This is a genomic window from Providencia sp. PROV210 (genome assembly GCF_028479445.1).
Classification (GTDB): Bacteria; Pseudomonadota; Gammaproteobacteria; order Enterobacterales; family Enterobacteriaceae; genus Providencia; species Providencia rustigianii.
The window spans coordinates 52,425-72,828 of the sequence record NZ_JAMPNQ010000009.1 but is presented as its reverse complement, the minus strand read 5'-3'; the positions used below and the strand labels follow the sequence as shown (position 1 = coordinate 72,828).

The 20,404-nt window shown below is 41.5% G+C and carries 14 protein-coding genes; 6 read left to right on the top strand and 8 right to left on the bottom strand.

The features are described 5' to 3' along the window. Positions 1 to 110: 110 nt before the first annotated feature. The gene (gene rdgC, locus PR761_RS07915; protein ID WP_006815800.1) at positions 111 to 1,016 is read right to left on the bottom strand and encodes a recombination-associated protein RdgC; all 906 of its coding nucleotides are present in this window, start codon (positions 1,014 to 1,016) and stop codon (positions 111 to 113) included. Between the two features lie 176 nt (positions 1,017 to 1,192). On the opposite strand from rdgC, the gene mak reads away from it, so the two are divergent. Continuing rightward, the gene (gene mak, locus PR761_RS07910; RefSeq protein WP_154611211.1) at positions 1,193 to 2,089 is read left to right on the top strand and encodes a fructokinase; all 897 of its coding nucleotides are present in this window, start codon (positions 1,193 to 1,195) and stop codon (positions 2,087 to 2,089) included. Positions 2,090 to 2,848: 759 nt separating this feature from the next. After that, positions 2,849 to 4,801, top strand: coding sequence for a bifunctional 2',3'-cyclic-nucleotide 2'-phosphodiesterase/3'-nucleotidase (locus tag PR761_RS07905; protein ID WP_039855612.1), 1,953 nt, complete (start codon positions 2,849 to 2,851; stop codon positions 4,799 to 4,801). A gap of 235 nt (positions 4,802 to 5,036) precedes the next feature. Here PR761_RS07905 and PR761_RS07900 read toward each other — a convergent pair whose 3' ends face one another. The 4 genes from PR761_RS07900 to sbcD all read right to left on the bottom strand — a co-directional run bounded on the left by PR761_RS07900 (position 5,037) and on the right by sbcD (position 11,473). After that, complete coding sequence (locus PR761_RS07900; protein ID WP_006815797.1) at positions 5,037 to 5,336, bottom strand: hypothetical protein; 300 nt, start codon at positions 5,334 to 5,336, stop codon at positions 5,037 to 5,039. Between the two features lie 446 nt (positions 5,337 to 5,782). Further along, on the bottom strand, positions 5,783 to 6,382 hold the full coding sequence (locus PR761_RS07895; RefSeq protein ID WP_006815796.1) for a nitroreductase family protein: 600 nt from the start codon (positions 6,380 to 6,382) through the stop codon (positions 5,783 to 5,785). Between the two features lie 190 nt (positions 6,383 to 6,572). Continuing rightward, positions 6,573 to 10,256: an AAA family ATPase gene (locus PR761_RS07890; RefSeq protein ID WP_154611210.1), complete on the bottom strand. Its 3,684-nt coding sequence runs from the start codon at positions 10,254 to 10,256 to the stop codon at positions 6,573 to 6,575. A 2-nt stretch (positions 10,257 to 10,258) separates the two neighbouring features. Further along, positions 10,259 to 11,473, bottom strand: a complete 1,215-nt coding sequence (sbcD, locus tag PR761_RS07885) for an exonuclease subunit SbcD (RefSeq protein ID WP_154611209.1) — start codon at positions 11,471 to 11,473, stop codon at positions 10,259 to 10,261. A 302-nt stretch (positions 11,474 to 11,775) separates the two neighbouring features. On the opposite strand from sbcD, the gene phoB reads away from it, so the two are divergent. From phoB to brnQ, 3 genes are all read left to right on the top strand, one after another. Continuing rightward, on the top strand, positions 11,776 to 12,465 hold the full coding sequence (phoB, locus tag PR761_RS07880; protein WP_115163991.1) for a phosphate regulon transcriptional regulator PhoB: 690 nt from the start codon (positions 11,776 to 11,778) through the stop codon (positions 12,463 to 12,465). A gap of 23 nt (positions 12,466 to 12,488) precedes the next feature. Next, on the top strand, positions 12,489 to 13,802 hold the full coding sequence (gene phoR / locus PR761_RS07875; RefSeq protein WP_112836195.1) for a phosphate regulon sensor histidine kinase PhoR: 1,314 nt from the start codon (positions 12,489 to 12,491) through the stop codon (positions 13,800 to 13,802). Between the two features lie 492 nt (positions 13,803 to 14,294). Then, complete coding sequence (gene brnQ / locus PR761_RS07870) at positions 14,295 to 15,623, top strand: branched-chain amino acid transport system II carrier protein (protein WP_006815791.1); 1,329 nt, start codon at positions 14,295 to 14,297, stop codon at positions 15,621 to 15,623. A gap of 72 nt (positions 15,624 to 15,695) precedes the next feature. Here the strand turns inward: brnQ and ggt are convergent, their stop codons facing one another. From ggt to PR761_RS07855, 3 genes are all read right to left on the bottom strand, one after another. Continuing rightward, a complete protein-coding gene (gene ggt / locus PR761_RS07865; RefSeq protein ID WP_006815790.1) occupies positions 15,696 to 17,462 on the bottom strand; it encodes a gamma-glutamyltransferase in 1,767 nt (588 codons plus the stop codon). Positions 17,463 to 17,695: 233 nt separating this feature from the next. Then, on the bottom strand, positions 17,696 to 18,298 hold the full coding sequence (locus PR761_RS07860) for a peroxiredoxin C (RefSeq protein WP_006815789.1): 603 nt from the start codon (positions 18,296 to 18,298) through the stop codon (positions 17,696 to 17,698). A gap of 206 nt (positions 18,299 to 18,504) precedes the next feature. Continuing rightward, positions 18,505 to 19,116 carry an acyl carrier protein phosphodiesterase gene (locus tag PR761_RS07855; protein WP_112836197.1) on the bottom strand — a complete coding sequence of 204 codons (612 nt, stop codon included), beginning with the start codon at positions 19,114 to 19,116 and terminating at the stop codon, positions 18,505 to 18,507. A 164-nt stretch (positions 19,117 to 19,280) separates the two neighbouring features. On the opposite strand from PR761_RS07855, the gene queA reads away from it, so the two are divergent. Continuing rightward, on the top strand, positions 19,281 to 20,357 hold the full coding sequence (gene queA, locus PR761_RS07850) for a tRNA preQ1(34) S-adenosylmethionine ribosyltransferase-isomerase QueA (RefSeq protein WP_006815787.1): 1,077 nt from the start codon (positions 19,281 to 19,283) through the stop codon (positions 20,355 to 20,357). Positions 20,358 to 20,404 lie beyond the last annotated feature (47 nt).

Below are 20,404 nucleotides of genomic sequence, written 5' to 3'. Positions count from 1 at the left end.
GATTCGATTGCCAGTCAATGACTTCATTACGGCTATGCAAGCAGGGTCTAAAAAGAAGTGGCAACTTGCAAAAATGCACGCTGCCATCGAGAGATAGGGGGGATTAAAAATTACTGTTCGGCTTCGCCACCCAATACATCAATCAAACGGGCGATTAAAGCACTCAGTTCACCCGTCATTAAGATATAGTCGGCATCAAATTTTTGGGCAAAATCTTCTTTAGGGATATCTTCATTTTTATCTTTTAATGTATCGCTGAATTTCAATTTTTTTAGCGAGCCATCATCGGATAACATAAATTGGATCCGTTCTTCCCAATCTAATGCGAGCTTGGTGACTAATTTACCGGCTTCGATATGTGTCGCAATTTCATCTGAGATCAAATCTTGTTTCTTACAGCGAATGATCCCACCTTCTTCTAGAATGGCTTTTAATTCAGCTTCATCCATTACTGCAAAACCTTGCGGTAATGATCCGGAGCGAACCCATTCAGTTAAAGTTAACTCAATAGGATCTTTAAAGGTCAATGGGACGACGGGCAGGGAGCCTAAACTTTTACGCAGTAAGGCCAAATTATCTTCAGCTCGTTTGGCACTCGCAGCTTCGACAATAATTAATTGGTTAACCGTATCAATCCAAATGTAGGTTTTACTGAACTTACTAAAAGCGCGCGGAAGAAGGTCATGAACCACTTCATCCTTTAACGAATCTTTTTCAGTCTTTTTCAGTTTTCGAGCTTGGTCGGCTTCCAGTTTTTCAATTTTATCTTGTAATGCTTGCTTAATCACTGGCGATGGCAGCATTTTATCTTCTTTTTTTGCACAAATCAGAATCTGATTATTGGCTGCATGGGTGAGTGCATCGCCTCCACGCATAGGTGGAACCCAGCCTGTTTTCATCATGTCCTGGCTTCCACATGGGGTATAAGCCAGCGGCGCAAGTTGTCTTTCCAGATCATCCGCGGAGAGTGCCAAGTCCCGATTCAGGCGATAGACCAATATATTCTTGAACCACATGAAAAACCTACCTTTGTCATTGAAAACATGTTTTGCAAGGGGGCTATGATAGCGAATTGTCGGTTATTAAGCGAAAAAAAATGCCCGTAACTTCGTGGTGTTTTACTTTCTACCAAGGGAGCCTAATAATGTAGTGAGACAATTAAATTTAAAATAGGTAATAAGCGAGCGCCATTATGAGAATTGGTATTGACTTAGGCGGTACAAAAATTGAAGTGATTGCGTTGGATGATGATGGGCAGATCTTATTTCGTCAGCGTATTGCAACGCCTCGTGGTGATTACGAAGCGACGCTGGAGGCGATTCAAGGCTTAGTGGGCGCAGCAGAGGCTGAGACAGGGCAAACAGGAAGCGTTGGGGTGGGTATTCCGGGAACCTTATCGCCAGTCACGGGGAAAGTTAAAAATGCTAACTCTACTTGGTTAAATGGCCAACCCTTTGATATCGACTTAAGCCAGCGTTTAGGGCGCCCAGTTAAAATGGCGAATGATGCAAATTGCCTTGCGGTGTCTGAAGCGGTGGATGGCGCAGGGGCTGGCGCTAAAGTAGTTTTTGCGGTGATCATTGGCACGGGATGCGGTGCGGGAATTGCGATTAATGGGCAAGTGCATTCTGGTGGCAATGGGGTTGCTGGCGAATGGGGGCATAATCCCTTACCTTGGCAAGATGACCAAGACCGGTTATTTCTCGCTGGCGAAACGTGTTATTGCGGGTTAACAGGCTGTACTGAACAATTTGTCTCAGGCACAGGGTTTATGGCGGATTATAAAAAACTCGCGGGCGAATCAAAAACAGGTGAAGAAATCATTCAGTTAGCCCAAGAAGGCAACAAGCATGCCATAAAAGCATTTGAACATTATCAAGACCGCCTAGCCAAAGCGCTAGCTCAAGCCGTGAACATGCTAGATCCAGATGTGATTGTACTAGGTGGAGGCATGAGTAACGTGGATGAACTGTATCAAAATCTACCAGAAAAAATTAGCAGATGGGTGTTTGGAAGAGAGTTTGATACGCCAATCCGTAAGGCGGTGCATGGGGATTCGAGTGGGGTGAGGGGGGCTGCCTGGCTCTAATTAATGCTCGTCATACTTCACGCCGTAGCTGTGTTGGCTACGTTCACTAACCCTAGTCACATACTTGTGTATGCTCCTAGGGTCTAGCGTCATTTACCGCCTAATAATGCTCGTCATACTTCACGCCGTAGCTGTGTTGGCTACGTTCACTAACCCTAGTCACATACTTGTGTATGCTCCTAGGGATTAGTTTCACTTGCCGCCTTGCTACAGCGCGAATTATTTAGAGCTTGTAAATAGTCAGTAGGTAAAAAATAATCTCAAATCTCAAATCTCAAATCTCAAATCTCAAATCTCAAATCTCAAATCTCAAATCTCAAATCTCAAATCTCAAATCTCAAATCTCAAATCTCAAATCTCAAATCTCAAGCTTTCTCAATCAACTGCTCGATGAAATAGAAAAAATCATTCTAAAAATAACTTAAAAGTTGCTTAGTTGATCAAGTGGAATATGAAATAGGTTCTGGTGAGTTATTTTGTGAATAGATTATTTTGTCGATAACTCAAATAATGAAGGGGGATATTTGAAGATAAATCTATTTTTGTGAGCCATATAAAACTCAGGATTCATAAAAAGACTAAAACCGTGATTTAGTCACAGAAAATGGTTACTGTTTGCAATGTATTATCATTAAAACTTGATATCTAACACACAGTAACCTGTTTTATTTCAATTGCAGTTGGAATTTTAGCCAACAGCCAATAAATGAATCTGGGATTTTCGAGAGGCATTCTCTCAAAAGGCAGCTAAGGGGATTTATCGTGAAAAAGGTTTTACAACTCTCATCTCTGGCATTGCTGGTGGCATTCAATGTCAATGCAGCAACCGTCGACCTACGTGTAATGGAAACATCCGATGTTCACAGTAACCTGATTGACTTCGATTACTATAAAGACAAGCCAACAGAACAATTCGGTCTTGTACGCACGGCAACACTGATTAAAGCAGCTAAAAATGAAGCCACCAACGCGATTTTGGTTGATAACGGTGACTTAATTCAAGGTAGCCCACTGGCGGATTACATGGCAAATAAAGGCTTAAAAGAGGGCGAATCTCATCCCGCTCATAGCCTGATGAACACCATGGGTTACACGGTCGGTAACTTTGGTAATCATGAATTTAACTTCGGATTAGATTACTTAAAACAAGCCATTGCAGGGGCTAAGTTCCCATACGTTAATGCCAATATCGTGGATGCTAAGACGGGTAAAAATTACTTCAATCCATACATTATTGTGGATACCCCAGTTAAAGACCGAGACGGCAAAACCCAGACTATCAAAGTGGGCTACATTGGTTTTGTACCACCACAAATCATGATTTGGGATAAACCTAACTTAGAAGGCAAAGTGAAGGTCAATGACATCACTGAAACCGCGAAGAAATTTGTTCCACAAATGAAGAAAGAGGGCGCTGATATTATTGTCGCGATCCCGCATTCTGGTTTCTCTCAAGAGCCATACAAAGCGATGGCAGAAAACTCAGTTTATTATCTCAGTGAAGTTCCGGGCATCAACGCAATCATGTTTGGCCACTCCCATGGTGTGTTTCCAAGCAAAGAGTTCGCGGATATCAAAGGTGTCGATGTTGCTAAAGGAACCGTGAATGGTATTCCTGCTGTCATGCCGGGACAATGGGGAGATCACTTAGGGGTTGTTGATTTAGTTGTGAATAACGACAGCGGCAACTGGAAAGTGGTTGAAGCACAAGCTCATGCTCGCCCAGTCTATGATAAAGCCAATAAAAAGGCGCTGGTGGAGCGTGATGAAAGTCTGGTCAAAATTATTGAACAGCAACACCAAGGAACTCGAGATTTTGTCGGGCAGTTGATCGGTAAAGCATCTGAAAATATGTATAGCTATTTGGCATTGGTGCAAAGTGACCCTACCGTACAGATCGTCAATGATGCACAAATGGATTATACCCGTAACTTTATCCAAGGTGACCCTGATCTGGCAGATTTACCAGTATTAGCTGCGGCTGCACCGTTCAAAGCGGGTGGACGCAAAAATGCTCCGGCTGAATTTGTGGAAGTCGAAAAAGGGGATTTAACTTTCCGTAATGCGGCAGATCTCTATCTATATCCAAATACATTAGTGGTTGTTAAAGCAACCGGAGCCGATGTGGTTGAATGGTTAGAATGCTCTGCGGGAATGTTCAATCAGATTGATGCTCAGTCTACAGCGCCACAAAGCTTAATTAATTGGGATGGTTTTAGAACGTATAACTTTGACACAATTAGTGGTGTAAATTATCAAATTGACCTGACTCAGCCAGCGAAATATGACACTGATTGCCAAGTGGTTAATAAAGATGCTAACCGTATTAAACAGGTTACATACCAAGGCAAGCCGATTGATCCAAAAGCAACGTTCTTGATCGCAACCAATAACTACCGTGGTTACGGTGGTAAATTTGCCGGAACAGGCGATAGCCATATTGCGTTCGCTTCCCCAGATGAAAACCGTTCAATCTTAGCGGCTTATATTGCGAAAGTATCGAAAGAGAAAGGTGAAGTAGTCTCTAAAGCTGATAACAATTGGTCATTTACACCAATTAAAACAGATAAAAAATTAGATGTTCGTTTTGAAACTTCGCCAAGCGAGAAAGCTGCCGAATTTATTAAACAACATGCTCAGTATCCAATGAAGCAAGTCGCTACCGATGATATTGGTTTTGCTATTTACCAAGTTGATTTAACTGAGAAATAATTTAAGCAGTAAAAGTAAGTCTTTAAGCCTGTCTGAATGTCAGGCTTTTTTTCATATGAATGTTTTGCGGATGACATTTATATGAAAAAAATAATTTAAGGGAGTAATGGATGTTTATTGACCATTTAATGTGCCAATAAAATAGACTTTAGATGTTAAATAGAGCTCGAGGAGCTAAAGCAATGGAATAATATCGACTCCTCGAGCATACAGACTTATTTTCTCGGTAGTTAAATTATTCATAACGCACGTTCAACATTGGTAATTTACTGGATTTGTCATATTCGACTTTGACATACTCAGATTCAACTTGTTGCCCATTTTTTAATGAACCCGAAGCGGAAACTGTTTTGCCGTTACGATAACACTCAACATTAACATTCGTTTTCTCTGAGACATTAACTTGGCATTGCGGTTCATAAACATAACCACTAAATGAAACTGCTCCTCCTGACGACTGGCTTGTATTATTGGCGAAAGAACAGCTGGAAATGAATATTGCAACAACAGTTGTTAATAAAGATAAACGTTTCATAGTCCACCCCCTTTATAACACTGACCCACCATCCAATGGTATTTTGTGCTCTCATTTTTAGTGTAGTTCAAATATCGATGATGCAAAAAGAAAATTTTAATCTATACGTAAATACTAGTATTTTTAGAATATAACATATTGATATCAATCAAATTAAAGTTTGGTTTTTATTTCATGCTATTGATTAACAAATTTAATTGTTATAAATAAATGACCAAAATATAAAATATAAATATTATTTTTGAATAGGGTTGGTTAATTTTTATTAATATATTCTATGGCAGATTTAAATGTAGATATATTCCTAATAGGTTGGAATTTTATATTGTTAATAAATTAATGATAATATGGTTTGGTGAATAGGATTATATGACAGGGAAATGACGGAAAATAAAAAAGGTTTCTGCGAATGCAGAAACCTTTAAGTAAAAATCTTTCAGGATAATTTATTTAAAAACTTTGAAACGAACATCATCGTCCATAAAGTCTTTATCACCAGCAGGCTGTTCAATTGAACCAAATACCATTTGAGCACGTAAAATCCAATTAGCTGGAATATTCCACTCTTTTTGGACTTGATTATCAATTAATGGGTTATAGTGCTGCAGTGATGCTCCCACATTTTCCTGGGATAAAGTCGTCCATACTGCCAGTTGCGCCATACCGCTCGCTTGTTCTGACCAGATAGGGAAATTATCTGCATACAGTGGGAATTGTTCTTGTAAGCCAGTTACAACATTTTCATCTTCAAAGAATAAAACGGTACCTGCACCGGCGATAAAACTATTAATTTTTTGCTCAGTTCCAGCAAAAGCCGCTTCTGGTACGATAGCGCGTAAAGCTTCTTTGGTGATATCCCACAGTTTTTTATGTTCTGCGCCAAATAACACGACAATACGTGAAGTTTGTGAGTTAAATGCGGATGGAGAATGTTTGACGGCTTCTTTAATCAGTTCAGCGACTTTCTCTTCTGAAATTGGTAATTTATCGCCTAAGTTGTAAATAGTGCGACGATTTTTAATCATTTCGATAAATGCATTAGACATTTTTGTCCCCTTGCTTTTGTGTAGAGCACGGCAATTTATTGAATAACTTCAGAAGCCGTAACTTGTTTTGTTGTTAACAACTATAGCGCTATCAATTCGAAATCATAGAAAAAAAATTTAACCTATATATTCAAATTTTTGCAATAAGCACTAAAAAATCAATTAATTCATAATGATATGCTATTTTTTGTCAATTAATACGATATTGACTAGGAAGCTCACTAACACCAAGACCATTGGTTTTTTTTACGAGAATTTGAACGGGTATACGCTCTTTCATGGCTTCCACATGGCTGATGACACCAATCGTTTTTCCCGATGCATTAAGGCTTTCTAAAGCATCAAGGGCAATGTCTAAAGTCTCAGCATCTAAAGTGCCAAAACCTTCATCTAAGAAGAGGGATTCTAGTTGGGTTCGATTACTAACCATATCAGACAGCGCAAGGGCTAGGGCTAAACTTACCAAGAAGCTCTCTCCCCCAGATAACGTCTTTATATCGCGTACACTATCAGCTTGCCAACTGTCGATCACTTGCAGTTCAAGGTTCGCTAAGTGACTACGTTGGAGTAGGTATCGACCATGTAATTTATCGAGTTGTTGATTTGCCAATGAGACTAAACAATCGAGAGTAAGCCCTTGAGCATAACGGCGGAATTTATCCCCCTCAGCAGACCCAATTAAACTGTTTAAATAACTCCAATCATCGTAACTTAATTGGCTCTGTTCAATTTTATTCAATAACTCTCGTTGCTGATGGCGCTGTTGTTTATCCGCATCTAATTGACTGATTAGCCGTCCTTGCTGCTGATTTATCTCTTTAATTTCTATATCTAATTGGTGCAATGCCTGCTGAATTTGTTCCAATGATAATTCAGAGAAATCACTAAGTTGTTGTTGTTCATGGTTAGTGATTGCTAACTGACATTCTTTATAACGCGTTTCGCTCTGCAGTAATTGCTGGGAAACTTGTTGTTTTAATTGCTCCAACTGCATTTTTTCTTCTGCTGGGAGCAAAGCTCTAAGAAATTGTTCCTGAGTATCGAATGGGCTACTGGCCAGTGATTCAGAGAATTGATTTTGTACTTGCTCATATCGATGGGTTAACTGTTTAACGAGTTCGTTAAGTTCTTTCAAGCTACCTTGTAAGGCTGCCATGCTCTTCTCAACATGGCTGATTTGTTGAGTTAGTCCCTCTATAGCAAGGGAGAGCTGAGTTTGTTTTTCCTGCATTTGGGTGACAAACGCATTCACTGTCTGCCCTTCCAATAAAGTACGGCGTCGAGCCTGCTGCTGTTCCAATTGTTGGCTTAGCTGTTGTAATTGCTGTAAATCTAAAGTGATTTTTTGCTCCAACTGACTTTTGTGGACGGTTTCAACGGTGAGAGCCGCAGTATTGACGTCAATTTTTTGAGTGAGTTGCTGAGCTATCATTTTTTGTGATTCGTAGCGTTTCGCACGCTCTTCAATATCCATAAACCAAGGCTCGAACTGCTCTTGGGTTGGTCGTGCTAACTTGAAGGGCGCGAGGGACGCTTCTAATTGTTGAACTTGCTGTTCATAACGCTGTTGTAGGGTTTGGTGCTCTACTTGGTTTTCAGTTAGCTGTTGTCGTTGATGTTTTAAACGTTCATCCAGTAAGGCTAACTCAGCTTGCTGTTGCTTGGCTTGAGTTTGCTGCTCATGCAATTGGTTTTTGGCATCTTGGTATTGGCGCTCTAATTGGGCAAATTCATTGAGCATAGCTTGCTGGCTTGTTAGCTGGTTTTGTAATTCTGTTTGTAGCTGCTCAACAGCGAGTAATTCTTTGGCTAATTCAGGTGTAAGTGCTTGCTCACAGATTTGCTGCCATTGTAGGTCGAGTGCACTTAATTGTTCAGTTAATTGCGAACTTTGCTGGAGATTCTCTTGCTGGCGCTGTTTTTCGGCTTGTAGAGATGCTTGTAGCTCAATAACATGCTTTTTTTCAGACTCAATTTGGTTAGCCAGTGCTTTTAATTGCTGCTGAGTTTGATTGACGGTTATCCCTTGATATTCATGTACGGCGGGATGCTCCAATGAGCCGCATAATGGGCAAGGGGTGCCTGCTAATAATTGTTGGCGCTCTTGCTCTAAGCTAACAATTTTTTGCTCAAGCTGTAATTTCTGCTCTAAAATTTGTAATTGTGGTTGTAACTGAATGACACGTTCTTGGACGGTTGTACTTTGTTTTTCTAGCTGAGTAATGGTTTCAATTAATTGATTTTGTTGATGTTGTAGTTTCTGTAATTGCTGTTTTTTATCGGCGTGCTGGGTGATCAGCATCGGAAGTAAGCGAGCATGTTGTAAGCGAGTTTGTAGCTGAGAAATGGCAAGGTTGGTTGCGGCAATATCTAGCTTAGCTTGGTTTTCTTGGAAATGTTTTTCGAGCTGAGCAAAAAGATGTGTTTGTTGCTCAAGCGCTTGTTGAGTTTTCAAAAAAATAGATGATTTTTGTTGCTGGTCAAGTTGTATAACGCTCTGTTCTTTTGTGATAATCCCCTGTTTTTTAATATTTTTTTGTAGAAGCCCCTCCAGTTCATAAATGAATTTTCCTTGTTGTTGCCAGCTTCCTAGATGAGAGCTTATTTGTGCGTCTTGCTGATGCTCCAGTAGAAAGTTATTTGTTGAGGATAATTCACGACTGAATTGTGCAATTTGGTTCGTGGTATTGTCGACTAACAGCTGTTTTTGTTGATAGTCAGATTGCAATTTATGGAGGTGCTCAGTGAGTTCATTTTTTTGCAGACTAAGTTGAGTGAGTTGGTTATCTAATGGGCGAACTTCATTATCGATCACAGAAGTCATTTTTTTTACCCACTCAATATGTTGAGTATGGTTCTGCTGAGCTTGTGTGAGTTGAATTAGCAGCGGTTCGTGCCGTTTTTGCTCTGTTTCTAATGCATGAGCCAGTTGTTGCTGTTTTTGTGTCTGTTCTTCAAGTGAACGTTGAAGATTTTGGACTTCTTGCCATAGTGGGCGCAGTGATTCTGCTGGAGTGCTTGCGGCTAATTTCTGTAAACTTGGTTCTGCCGCTTGGTATTGCTGCTGAGCCTGTTGAAGTTCAGATTGTAGACGTTGTAAATTCAGCGAAAGCTGCTGATGCTGCTGATACCACGTTAGCGCTTGCTGATGATGGTTTTTATTCTGACTGATTACGCGCTCTTGATCGGCTAATTGTTGCTGTTTTTCAACAATATCTTGGTGCTCCGATTCGGTTAGCAAATTTATACTACTGGCTTGTGCGCGTAGTAGGTCGAGATCAGTTTTGGCTTGTTTGTGTTGGTTATAAATATAAACCGAAATCTGGCTATAAATTTCAGTTCCTGTAATTTCTTCAAGCAGATCGGCGCGTTCTTTTTCTGACGCATTCAAAAAGGCGGCAAAATCCCCTTGGGATAGTAAGATTGATTTCGTGAATCGACCAAAGTCCAATCCGGTTATTTGAGTTATTTTTTCACGGACTTCGCTAATTTTTTCTGCAAGAATTTTACCATCAACAACGGTAGCCAATTCGGCTTTTGGTGGTTGCAGTTTACCATCTGCTTTATTGCCTGCTCGTCTTTGACTCCAAAAGGCGCGATAAGCAATACCTTTAACTTCAAATTCGACCTCAGCTAAACAGTCCCCAGTATGGCGAGTCATTAATTCGTTTTGCCCAATGGATATTTGACCTAAACGTGGAGTTTGGTGATATAGGGCAAGACAAATAGCATCTAAGAGGGATGTTTTCCCTGCACCGGTTGCGCCAGTAATGGCAAACAAACCATGACTCGCAAATGGTTCTTCGGTGAAATCAATTTTCCATTCGCCTTTCAGAGAGTTAATATTTTTTAAACGTAAACTTAATATTTTCATTTTTATTCTCCCTGTCCAGAACGCAGTATGGCATAGGACTGTTTGAATAGTTGTAGCAAACGTTGCTCTAATTCTTTGTCTTCTAAAGACTCTTGTGCTAAGCGGCGAGAAAAAACTTCTTCGGCAGTCAGCTCGCTTAGTGCTTCATTTGATTTTGTATTACTTTGCTCTTGAAGGAGCCTTCGAGCTCGGCGCAGGCGAACGACTTCCACAGAAAGTGGTTGGGTGATTTCTTCTATGCGCTGCTGAATATCCCCCAAATAGTCTTGAGGTGCGACTTCAATATCTAACCATACTGGTTGGTCACTAACTTGTTCTTTTAGTGCGTCAAGTTGTTGCTCAAGCTCTTTTAATGAGCCCTTTAAGCTTTGAAGCGGTTGTAAAACCGGGATAGGTAGTAGAGTGACATCGACAAAATGGTGACCATCAAATTCAACTAAACAAACACTTTTTTGCTGTTGTGCTTCATCAAAACTTAATGCAATTGGTGAGCCGCTATAACGAATATGCGGTTGCCCTCCAATCACTTGGGAGCGATGAATATGCCCTAGTGCAATATAGTCAGCGGGAGGGAATGCGCCTGAAGGAAAAGCATCCAGCGTACCGATATAAATATCGCGGACAGAATCAGTAAGAGCAGCTCCCACGACGGTTAAGTGCCCTGTGGCAATAATTGGGATATCTAATCCGAGGGATTTACGCAGCTCAACAGCACGTTGGTAGCAATGTTGGTAATAATCATGAATTGCAGTTTGTAGTGAAAGTTGTTTTTCTTCGCTGGTTTGCCCTGCAACACTGGTTTGAATATCCCGAGGACGTAAAAAAGGGATGGCGCAAACTAGCCCTGTGGGTTGGCCATGTTGGCCTTTCAACGTAATGATGTGGGGTTCGCCACCTGAAGTAATGACATGGGTATTAAGGTAGCGTAATAATTCACTCGACTCATTTAGCACGGAAACTGAATCATGGTTACCGCTCAATATCACGAGTTGGCAACCTGTCTGCTGTAAATCAACGATAAATTTATTATATAGCTCACGGGCGTAACTTGGTGGCGCGCCAGTATCGAATATATCCCCTGCAACAATCAGTGCATCGACGTGGTGTAATGTTATTTGCTCAATCAACCAATTCAAAAAGTGTTGGTGTTCTGCCGCTCGGCTTTTGGTGAAAAAGTATTGTCCGAGGTGCCAGTCCGAAGTGTGGATGATGCGCATGAGCTGTCATTTCCTATGATTATTACACTTTTTACTATACTAAGATGCAATGTGTTTATTGGAGAACAGTATACCCTATAGGGATAATATGATGGCAAAGTCCGATAAAATAGTTGCGAAGCGCTTCGCAACGAAGGCAGGAATGTGTCACTGTAGAGGGGGTTTATGTTGCACTTAAATGACATTTAGTTGTTAATCTAGCGATGGATCTGAGTTTTGCATTTAGGCATTCATATTTCTGTCACAAAACTGACGCATAATGCGTTCACATTAAAAATCTCTTCTTATTTACAGGAACAATCATGGCAAGACGCATTCTAGTTGTTGAAGATGAGGCGCCCATCCGAGAAATGGTTTGTTTTGTATTAGAACAGAACGGTTTCCAACCGACAGAAGCCGATGATTATGATTCTGCAATCGCACAGTTAGTCGATCCTTTACCTGATTTAGTCCTTCTAGATTGGATGATCCCTGGAGGTTCTGGGATTCAAGTTATCAAACACATGAAACGCGATAGTGCGACGCGTGATGTTCCTGTCATGATGCTCACTGCGCGTGGCGAAGAAGAAGACCGCGTAAAAGGGCTTGAGGTGGGAGCCGATGACTACCTTATTAAACCTTTCTCACCAAAAGAATTAATTGCTCGGGTGAAAGCTATCTTGCGTCGCATTTCGCCAATGGCAACGGAAGATATTATTGAAATGAACGGGTTAGTGTTAGACCCTACTTCTCATCGAGTCACAAGCAATGAAATCCCCATTGATATGGGACCCACTGAATATAAATTACTCCATTTCTTTATGACGCATCCTGAACGAGTTTATAGCCGTGAACAGCTACTTAATAATGTATGGGGCGCAAATGTTTATGTTGAGGATAGAACGGTGGATGTGCATATTCGTCGTTTAAGAAAGGCACTTGAGCAGGAAGGGCATGATAAAATGATACAGACGGTACGTGGTACAGGCTATCGCTTCTCTGTTCGTTATTGAGAAACCATTAGGGAGAAACATGGGTGCTTGAACGCTTATCAATAAAACAGCTGGTTTGGGGGCTGTTTTTATTTATTTTACCCGCATTAATATTGTCTATTTTTATCGGTCATCTTTCATGGCTGCTGGTGATTTCATTGCTGGCTGCTTTATTATGGCACGGTTATAACCTCTTAAAATTATCTGACTGGCTATGGCTTGATAGAAGTATGCTTCCACCAGAAGGGAAAGGCGGATGGGAGCCTATATTCTACGGTATTTATCAGATGCAGCAGCGTAACCGTAAGCGTCGCCGTGAACTTGGGCAATTGATTAAACGCTTTCGAAGTGGGGCTGAATCACTTCCCGATGCTGTCGTGATGATGACGACGGAGGGAAGTATTTTCTGGTGTAATCGGCATGCTCAGCAACTTCTGGGTTTTCGTTGGCCTGAGGATAATGGACAACATATCTTCAATTTACTGCGTTACCCAGATTTCAGTCGTTACTTTACTGTCAAACAGTATGAACAAGCGTTGACCATCGAATTGAACAGTGGGGAAATTGTTGAGTTTCGTATTTTACCTTACACCAGTGGACAGTTATTAATGGTTGCTAGGGATGTGACTGAAAAGCGCCGGCTGGAAAAAGCGCGTAGAGATTTCTTTGCTAACGTCAGCCATGAGTTACGTACGCCACTGACCGTTATCCAAGGGTATCTTGAAGTCATGGATGATCAAGATGGAATTTCACCAATCAATAAAAAAGCGCTCACGGTGATGCAAGAGCAAACCCATCGAATGGATAACTTGGTGAAGCAGCTGTTGCAGCTATCGCGTATTGAAGTTGCACCACATATCAATCTCGATGAAGAGATTAACATGCCGGTGATCCTCAAAATGATTGAGCAGGAAGCGATTAGCTTAAGCCAAGGGCGCCACGAGTTTGAATTTAATATTGATGAAAAACTACGGGTGTATGGTAATGAAGAACAGCTACGCAGCGCCGTAGCAAACCTTGTGTATAACGCAGTGAATCACACTCCAGAAGGCACTAAAATTAAGGTGACTTGGCAGAGAAACAGCAGTGGTGCACGGTTTAGCGTGAGTGATAATGGTTCAGGGATCCCTGCAGAGCATTTACCTCGACTAACTGAACGATTCTATCGCGTCGATAAGGCTCGCTCTCGTCAAGGCGGAGGTGGTACAGGGTTAGGCCTTGCAATTGTCAAACATGCCGTTCAGCACCATAGCAGTCAATTATCGGTGACGAGCCAATTAGGCAAAGGAAGTGAATTCGCATTTACCCTACCGAATGTATTTATTGTTACTGATAAAAAGTTGATAGAGAAAAACTAAGATAAAAACAAACCTTGGTAATTAAATCATATAATTACCAAGGTTTTTTATCTTGTTGCTCGTCTAAAATTGGCGTAAAAATTAACGGTTACACTATATTTTTGTTTTAATCCTGCAATTTTCTTCATCTTATCCTGCTAGTTTTCATCTTAAGTGACTAAATAATGTTTTATTGCTTAATTTTTAAGCTGAATATATAGTGGATATTGCAATTTTACTGATAGTAATCACTGGTTCTTAAATTTAGTTTGGTTGTTTGTTCTTGTTTTAAGGTTTGCTATTGCCTTTTTCCCCTATAAAAGTTTTACTTGTCGCCAGTTATTGGCGATTTTTACTGTTTTTTGATGTTTAGTATTGCAAAGCTAACTAAGACATGCATTTTATATTGTTAATGCCATGTTAATCAGAACTCTATTTCGTCATATATGTTTCAATAGGTTATTCTTGAAATATCCTATTTTGTCTCCGTAAATTACTAAAAATTAACATATTATGGCTCATCGTTTATCATCCAGAGATATTATTGCTTTAGGTCTTATGACCTTTGCATTGTTTGTTGGTGCTGGAAATATCATTTTCCCACCAATGGTCGGCTTACAAGCAGGGGATCAAGTGTGGACTGCGGCACTGGGTTTCCTTGTTACTGGGGTCGGTCTTCCCGTTCTTACTGTTGTTGCTCTCGCTAAAGTTGGCGGTGGTATTGAAGCCCTCAGCACGCCGGTTGGTAAAGTGGCTGGGCTTTTATTAGCTATCGTTGCGTATTTATCTGTTGGTCCACTATTTGCGACACCTAGGACGGCAACTGTTTCCTATAAAGTCGGTATTGCACCATTGCTGGGTGGCGAATCAGAAATTTCGTTACTTATTTATAGTGCGATTTATTTCGTTTTAGTGGTCGGAATTTCTCTGTATCCAGGCAAATTATTGGATAGTGTTGGGCATATTCTTGCACCGGTTAAAATTTTAGCGCTGGCGGTGTTAGGTATTGCTGCTGTCATGTGGCCTGCCGGTGAGCCGATTATGGCGACTCAGGCATACCAAGAGATGGCATTCTCCAATGGCTTTATTAATGGTTATCTGACCATGGATACCTTGGGAGCCATGGTATTTGGTATCGTCATTGTTAACGCTGCCCGTTCCCGAGGAATTGAAAACTCATCATTACTGACTCGCTATACAATGTGGGCTGGTTTGATTGCTGGTGTATTACTGACCTTAGTTTATCTTTCTCTGTTTAAATTAGGTGAAAATAGCGGCTCGCTGATCCCTAATCCTGCTGATGGCGCAGATATCTTACACGCATATGTCCAATATACATTTGGTGATTATGGAAGCTTCTTCCTTGCGGTATTGATCTTTGTTGCTTGCATGGTAACGGCGGTCGGCTTAACGTGTGCTTGTGCTGAGTTCTTCAGTCGCTATGTATCGATTTCTTATCGTAAATTAGTCTTAATTCTCGGTGTATTCTCCATGGTTATTTCGAACCTTGGATTAAGCAAATTAATTGCGTTTTCATTACCTGTACTTGTTTCGATTTATCCACCTTGTATTGTGCTGATTTTAATGAGCTTTACATTGAGATGGTGGCGTAATCCGACGGTTGTTATTGCTCCAACAATGTTGACGAGTTTTGTGGTTGGCTTGATTGGTGCAGTGAAAGCAACTGAGAGTTTGAAAGCGTACATTCCTGATTGGATGACTTCAATTCCACTGTATGAGCAAGATTTAGCATGGTTGTTACCATCGCTGGTAGTGCTAGTGATTGCCGCCTTGTGCGATAGATTGATAGCCCCATCTTCTGAGCAGCATAAGCATGCTTAATATTTTGTGAGTGCTCAATGAAATGCCAGCTGGCGATAAATCAGCTGGCATTTTTGCTATTACGGTAGCAAACTAATTCACACCAACAGCGCTGCCCGCAGGGCGACGAACATCATTGGAACCGTAGATAAATCCTTCACGAACCTTACCTGAGACCGCAGAGTCATTACCTGACGATTTAGCGCTGACGCCTGCACCATCTGGAATACCAATCATAATCAGCTCAGCTGCACCCCATGGGGTCTGCTCTACCATTTTGTAACCCATCTTATCTAATAGGGCTAATGAGTCTTTAGAAACGCCTCGCTGCTCATAATAAACCTCATCAGGTAGCCATTGATGATGAATTCGTGGCGCATTGACGGCTTCTTGAGGTGGCATACCATGGTCAATAATATTCAAGGCAGTTTGTAGTGTAATGGAAATAATCCGTGAACCACCCGGAGAACCAAGCACCAAGAATACTTTTCCATCTTTAGTCACAATTGTCGGGCTCATCGATGATAGTGGGCGCTTACCGGGGGCGATTGAGTTACGCTCTCCTTGAACTAACCCATACATATTCTTCTCCCCCACTTTAGTGGTGAAATCATCCATTTCATCATTGAGGAAAAAGCCTGTTCCAGGAGGGATGACGACAGAGCCAAAACGACCATTTATGGTATAAGTCGTGGAAACGGCATTGCCTTTATCATCAACGACAGAATAGTGGGTGGTTTCTGGTTTTTCGTGGGGCCCCATACCGGGTTGGACTTGAGTGGATGGCGTCGCTTTATTTGGAACAATCTCTTTGCGCAGATCAGCGGCGTACTGCTTGCTGAGCAATTTGTCCGTTGGATTATTAACGAATGCTGGGTCACCCAAGAAGGTATTTCTATCCATATAGGCGTGGCGCATGGCTTCCGTCAAAGTGTGAATATATTCGGCGGAGTTAAAGCCCATTTCTTTCAGATCGTAACCTTCTAAGATATTTAATGTTTCACAGATAGTCACTCCGCCAGAGCTTGGTGGTGGAGCCGAAATAAATTTATAGCCGCGATAAGTGCAGCTCACAGGTGTAGTATCCGTAATGGTGTAGTGAGCGAAGTCTTGGGCCGTGAGGATACCGCCATTTTTCTTAGAAGCCTCTTCGACAATTTTGGGGATCTCTCCCTCATAGAAAGCGACGGGGCCATTATTTGCTATCTTTTCTAATGTGTTAGCCAAATCAGTTTGTACAAGACGATCTCCAGGTTGGTAAGCACTCCCATCTGGTTTTAAGAAAATACGTGCGACTTCTGGATCTTGTTTGAATCGTTCGGTTGTTGTATCCAAAACATCGGTATCAGCCCGAGTTAGGATAAAACCGTCTCTTGCTAGCTTAATGGCGGGTTTCATGACCTGCTGACGATCCATTGTTCCGTATTTTTCCAATGCGTAATCTAAGCCTTTCACTGTTCCGGGAACCCCAGAGGCTAGATAGCCATACAAGCTAGCATCTTTAATTAACTGACCATTTTTGTCCAAATACATATCGGCACTAGCGGCTTTTGGTGCAGTTTCTCGGAAATTAATAAAAATATCTTTTCCGTCAGCCAAGTGGAGGGTCATAAAACCACCGCCACCAATATTGCCACAGCAAGGGTTGACGACAGCTTGGGCATAACCCACAGCAACGGCAGCATCGATGGCATTTCCTCCAGCTTTGAGAATATCTGCGCCCACTTGTGAAGCGAGATGTTGAGATGAAACGACCATTCCTTTTTGAGCTTCTACTGCGGGTTCAGAGGCCGCGTACAATTGTGTGGAAACCAATAAGGACAGCAGTAATACAGAAGGACTCCATGATTTTTTTATCATTCGTATCTCCCGATTGTGAAAAAGGATATTGGGCTAATTATGATATACAGCTAATTAATGAATTGTTAATTATTTGTATCAAATATGTATATCATGATTTATTCAAGAGACTGAGGGATAAGAGTGAAAAGTGTTAACAAGGTAGAAAAAAATTTGAGATAGGGTGTGGGGCTTATGGGGTGAAAAACAAAAATGCCGGCATAAAGCCGGCACTTAAAACTGACTGGATTGAATTACAGACCAGTTGCGTTTTTAGTCAGGAATGCTGCAACGCCTTTTGGAGATGCATTCATGCCTTCTTTACCTTTTTCCCACTGAGCTGGGCAAACATCACCGTGCTCTTCGTGGAATTGCAGCGCATCAACCATACGCAGCATTTCGTCGATGTTACGGCCTAATGGCAGGTCGTTAACCACTTGGTGACGAACAACACCGTTTTTATCAACTAAGAAAGAACCGCGCAGAGCAACGCCTGCTTCTGGGTGCTCGATGCCGTAAGCTTTCATGATTTCACGTTTGATATCAGCAACCATCGGATATTTAACTTCACCGATACCGCCGTTATCAACTGGCGTTTTACGCCATGCGTTATGAACAAATTCAGAGTCAAAAGAAACACCAACAATTTCTACGCCGCGTTTTTTGAATTCTTCATAGCGATGGTCGAATGCAATCAGCTCTGAAGGACAAACAAAAGTGAAGTCCATTGGCCAGAAAAAGATCACAGCTGGACGACCATTCAGGTGGCTTTTCAGGTTGAAGTTATCAACAATTTCACCATTACCAAGAACAGCAGCAGCAGTAAAGTCAGGGGCTTGACGTGTTACCAGAACCATAATTTACTCCTATGAGTTTTAAGGGTATCTATCTCCGCAATGACCGTAAAGCCTGCGGGAAAATCTCTCCATAGGATAAAGATTTATCTTATGGGAATAAAGGCATTAAAACCGATTAATATGATAGTTTTTACCTATCAATTGTACTCATTTAATAAATTAATATCAATAAGATAGTTTTATTCCATTAAAGTGCAAGTTTTAATTTATTCCGATGCACGTAATGTGAACTCTTGGGCAAAAAATTGTTGCTTAGCATTGTCGATCATCAGTGGATAAAATTGAAAGAAAATGTCTTCAAGTTCCACGTAATTAAGTAAAAAATCATCGAAAGACCCACTTAACGCACTTAGCTTTGGACGTCGCCTTGCCATGCCATTTAAGGATTTCCCTATGTACTCCTTTTCGCCGTAGCGAGTTAGCCATTGTTGTGACCAGAGATACTCATTTAACTCCTGAAATTTTTCAGGGGTATGACATAAATGGGGTTCAATGATTAGCCGGGCAGAATGTAAAAATTCAGGGAGTGAAATATGTGTTTCAATGCGATGCCAATATCGGGAAAGAAAATGATCCCAAACGAGATCTAAGGTAATAGGTGCGACTCGGCGGTATTTTTCTCTAAATAGCGCACGCGCTTGCTTAACCAGCGGGTGGGTATCAGTGATCCTATCCACCGCTCTGTGCATTCGGATCCCCGCTACAATCTCTGGTGAATAGTTCCCAGAAGGATTGCCGCGTACATAGTCAGCCATCATGTTACCCAAAAGTGAACTTTTGGCGAGGTGTGCGAGGTGAAGATGAGCAAGATAATTCATGCGGTTACTATAAACTAAAAAGTTAACAGATACAGCTTGGGCTATTTAATTAAATATTTACCCATTATTGCTGTTTTTTTGAACTAAATGGCGCTTATTTCTTGCGCCAGAGGCAGTGCAGCACTAGACTAGTCGCCTTATTTTTTTAGATTGAAGTCAATACAATGCGTGTATCCGATTTTACTTTTGAATTACCTGAAGAACTTATTGCCCATTATCCTCAAGCAGAGCGTAGCTCATGTCGCTTGCTAAGCCTTGATGGTGCCACGGGGCAGCTCACGCATGGTGTGTTTACCGATATCCTTGAAAAATTGGAGCCGGGTGATTTGCTGGTGTTTAACAACACTCGCGTGATCCCTGCACGACTGTTTGGTCGCAAAGCGAGTGGCGGTAAAATTGAGGTGTTGGTTGAGCGCATGCTGGATGAACACCGAGTTTTAGCCCATGTTCGCGCATCAAAAGCACCCAAAGAGGGCGCAGCTCTGTTGCTTGGTGAAGATGAAAGCGTGAATGCTACAATGGTTGCTCGTCATGGTGCGTTGTTTGAACTGCGTTTTGATGATGCGCGGGATGTGTTAAGCATCCTGAACCAGATTGGACATATGCCGCTGCCTCCGTATATTGACCGCCCAGATGAAGAGTCTGATAAAGAGCTTTATCAAACGGTTTATAGTCAACGCCCGGGAGCGGTGGCTGCGCCAACAGCAGGGTTACATTTTGATGAGCCACTGTTAGAAGCGCTACGTCAAAAAGGCATTGAGATGGCTTTCGTGACACTACATGTTGGCGCAGGAACATTCCAGCCAGTACGTGTGGATTCGATCGAAGACCATATTATGCATTCTGAATACGCTGAAGTTCCTCAAGATGTTGTTGATGCAGTTCTTGCGTGTAAAGCACGTGGAAACCGAGTCATTGCAGTAGGAACGACATCCGTCCGTTCATTAGAAAGTGCGGCCAAAGCCAGTCAAGATGCGCTAATTGCTCCATTTTTCGATGATACTCAGATATTTATTTATCCGGGGTACCAATATCAAGTGGTCGATGCATTGATCACTAATTTCCACTTACCTGAATCCACATTAATTATGTTGGTCTCTGCGTTTGCGGGATATAAAAACACCATGCAAGCCTATCAAGAAGCCGTTGAGCAAAAATACCGTTTCTTTAGTTATGGCGATGCCATGTTTATTACGCCGAATGCTAATGCTCGTTTCGAGTCAATTGGCGAGGCAAATTAATGAGTAAGTTACAGCGAAGCTGTTTGCTTATACCGAGTAACCAATAG

Coding starts and splice junctions, on each gene's coding strand:
- phoB (WP_115163991.1), top strand. CDS start 11,776: ATGGCAAGACGCATTCTAGTTGTTGAAGATGAGGCGCCCATCCGAGAA.
- mak (WP_154611211.1), top strand. CDS start 1,193: ATGAGAATTGGTATTGACTTAGGCGGTACAAAAATTGAAGTGATTGCG.
- PR761_RS07855 (WP_112836197.1), bottom strand. CDS start 19,116: ATGAATTATCTTGCTCATCTTCACCTCGCACACCTCGCCAAAAGTTCA.
- ggt (WP_006815790.1), bottom strand. CDS start 17,462: ATGATAAAAAAATCATGGAGTCCTTCTGTATTACTGCTGTCCTTATTG.
- PR761_RS07890 (WP_154611210.1), bottom strand. CDS start 10,256: ATGAAAATATTAAGTTTACGTTTAAAAAATATTAACTCTCTGAAAGGC.
- queA (WP_006815787.1), top strand. CDS start 19,281: ATGCGTGTATCCGATTTTACTTTTGAATTACCTGAAGAACTTATTGCC.
- brnQ (WP_006815791.1), top strand. CDS start 14,295: ATGGCTCATCGTTTATCATCCAGAGATATTATTGCTTTAGGTCTTATG.
- rdgC (WP_006815800.1), bottom strand. CDS start 1,016: ATGTGGTTCAAGAATATATTGGTCTATCGCCTGAATCGGGACTTGGCA.
- PR761_RS07895 (WP_006815796.1), bottom strand. CDS start 6,382: ATGTCTAATGCATTTATCGAAATGATTAAAAATCGTCGCACTATTTAC.
- PR761_RS07860 (WP_006815789.1), bottom strand. CDS start 18,298: ATGGTTCTGGTAACACGTCAAGCCCCTGACTTTACTGCTGCTGCTGTT.
- PR761_RS07900 (WP_006815797.1), bottom strand. CDS start 5,336: ATGAAACGTTTATCTTTATTAACAACTGTTGTTGCAATATTCATTTCC.
- sbcD (WP_154611209.1), bottom strand. CDS start 11,473: ATGCGCATCATCCACACTTCGGACTGGCACCTCGGACAATACTTTTTC.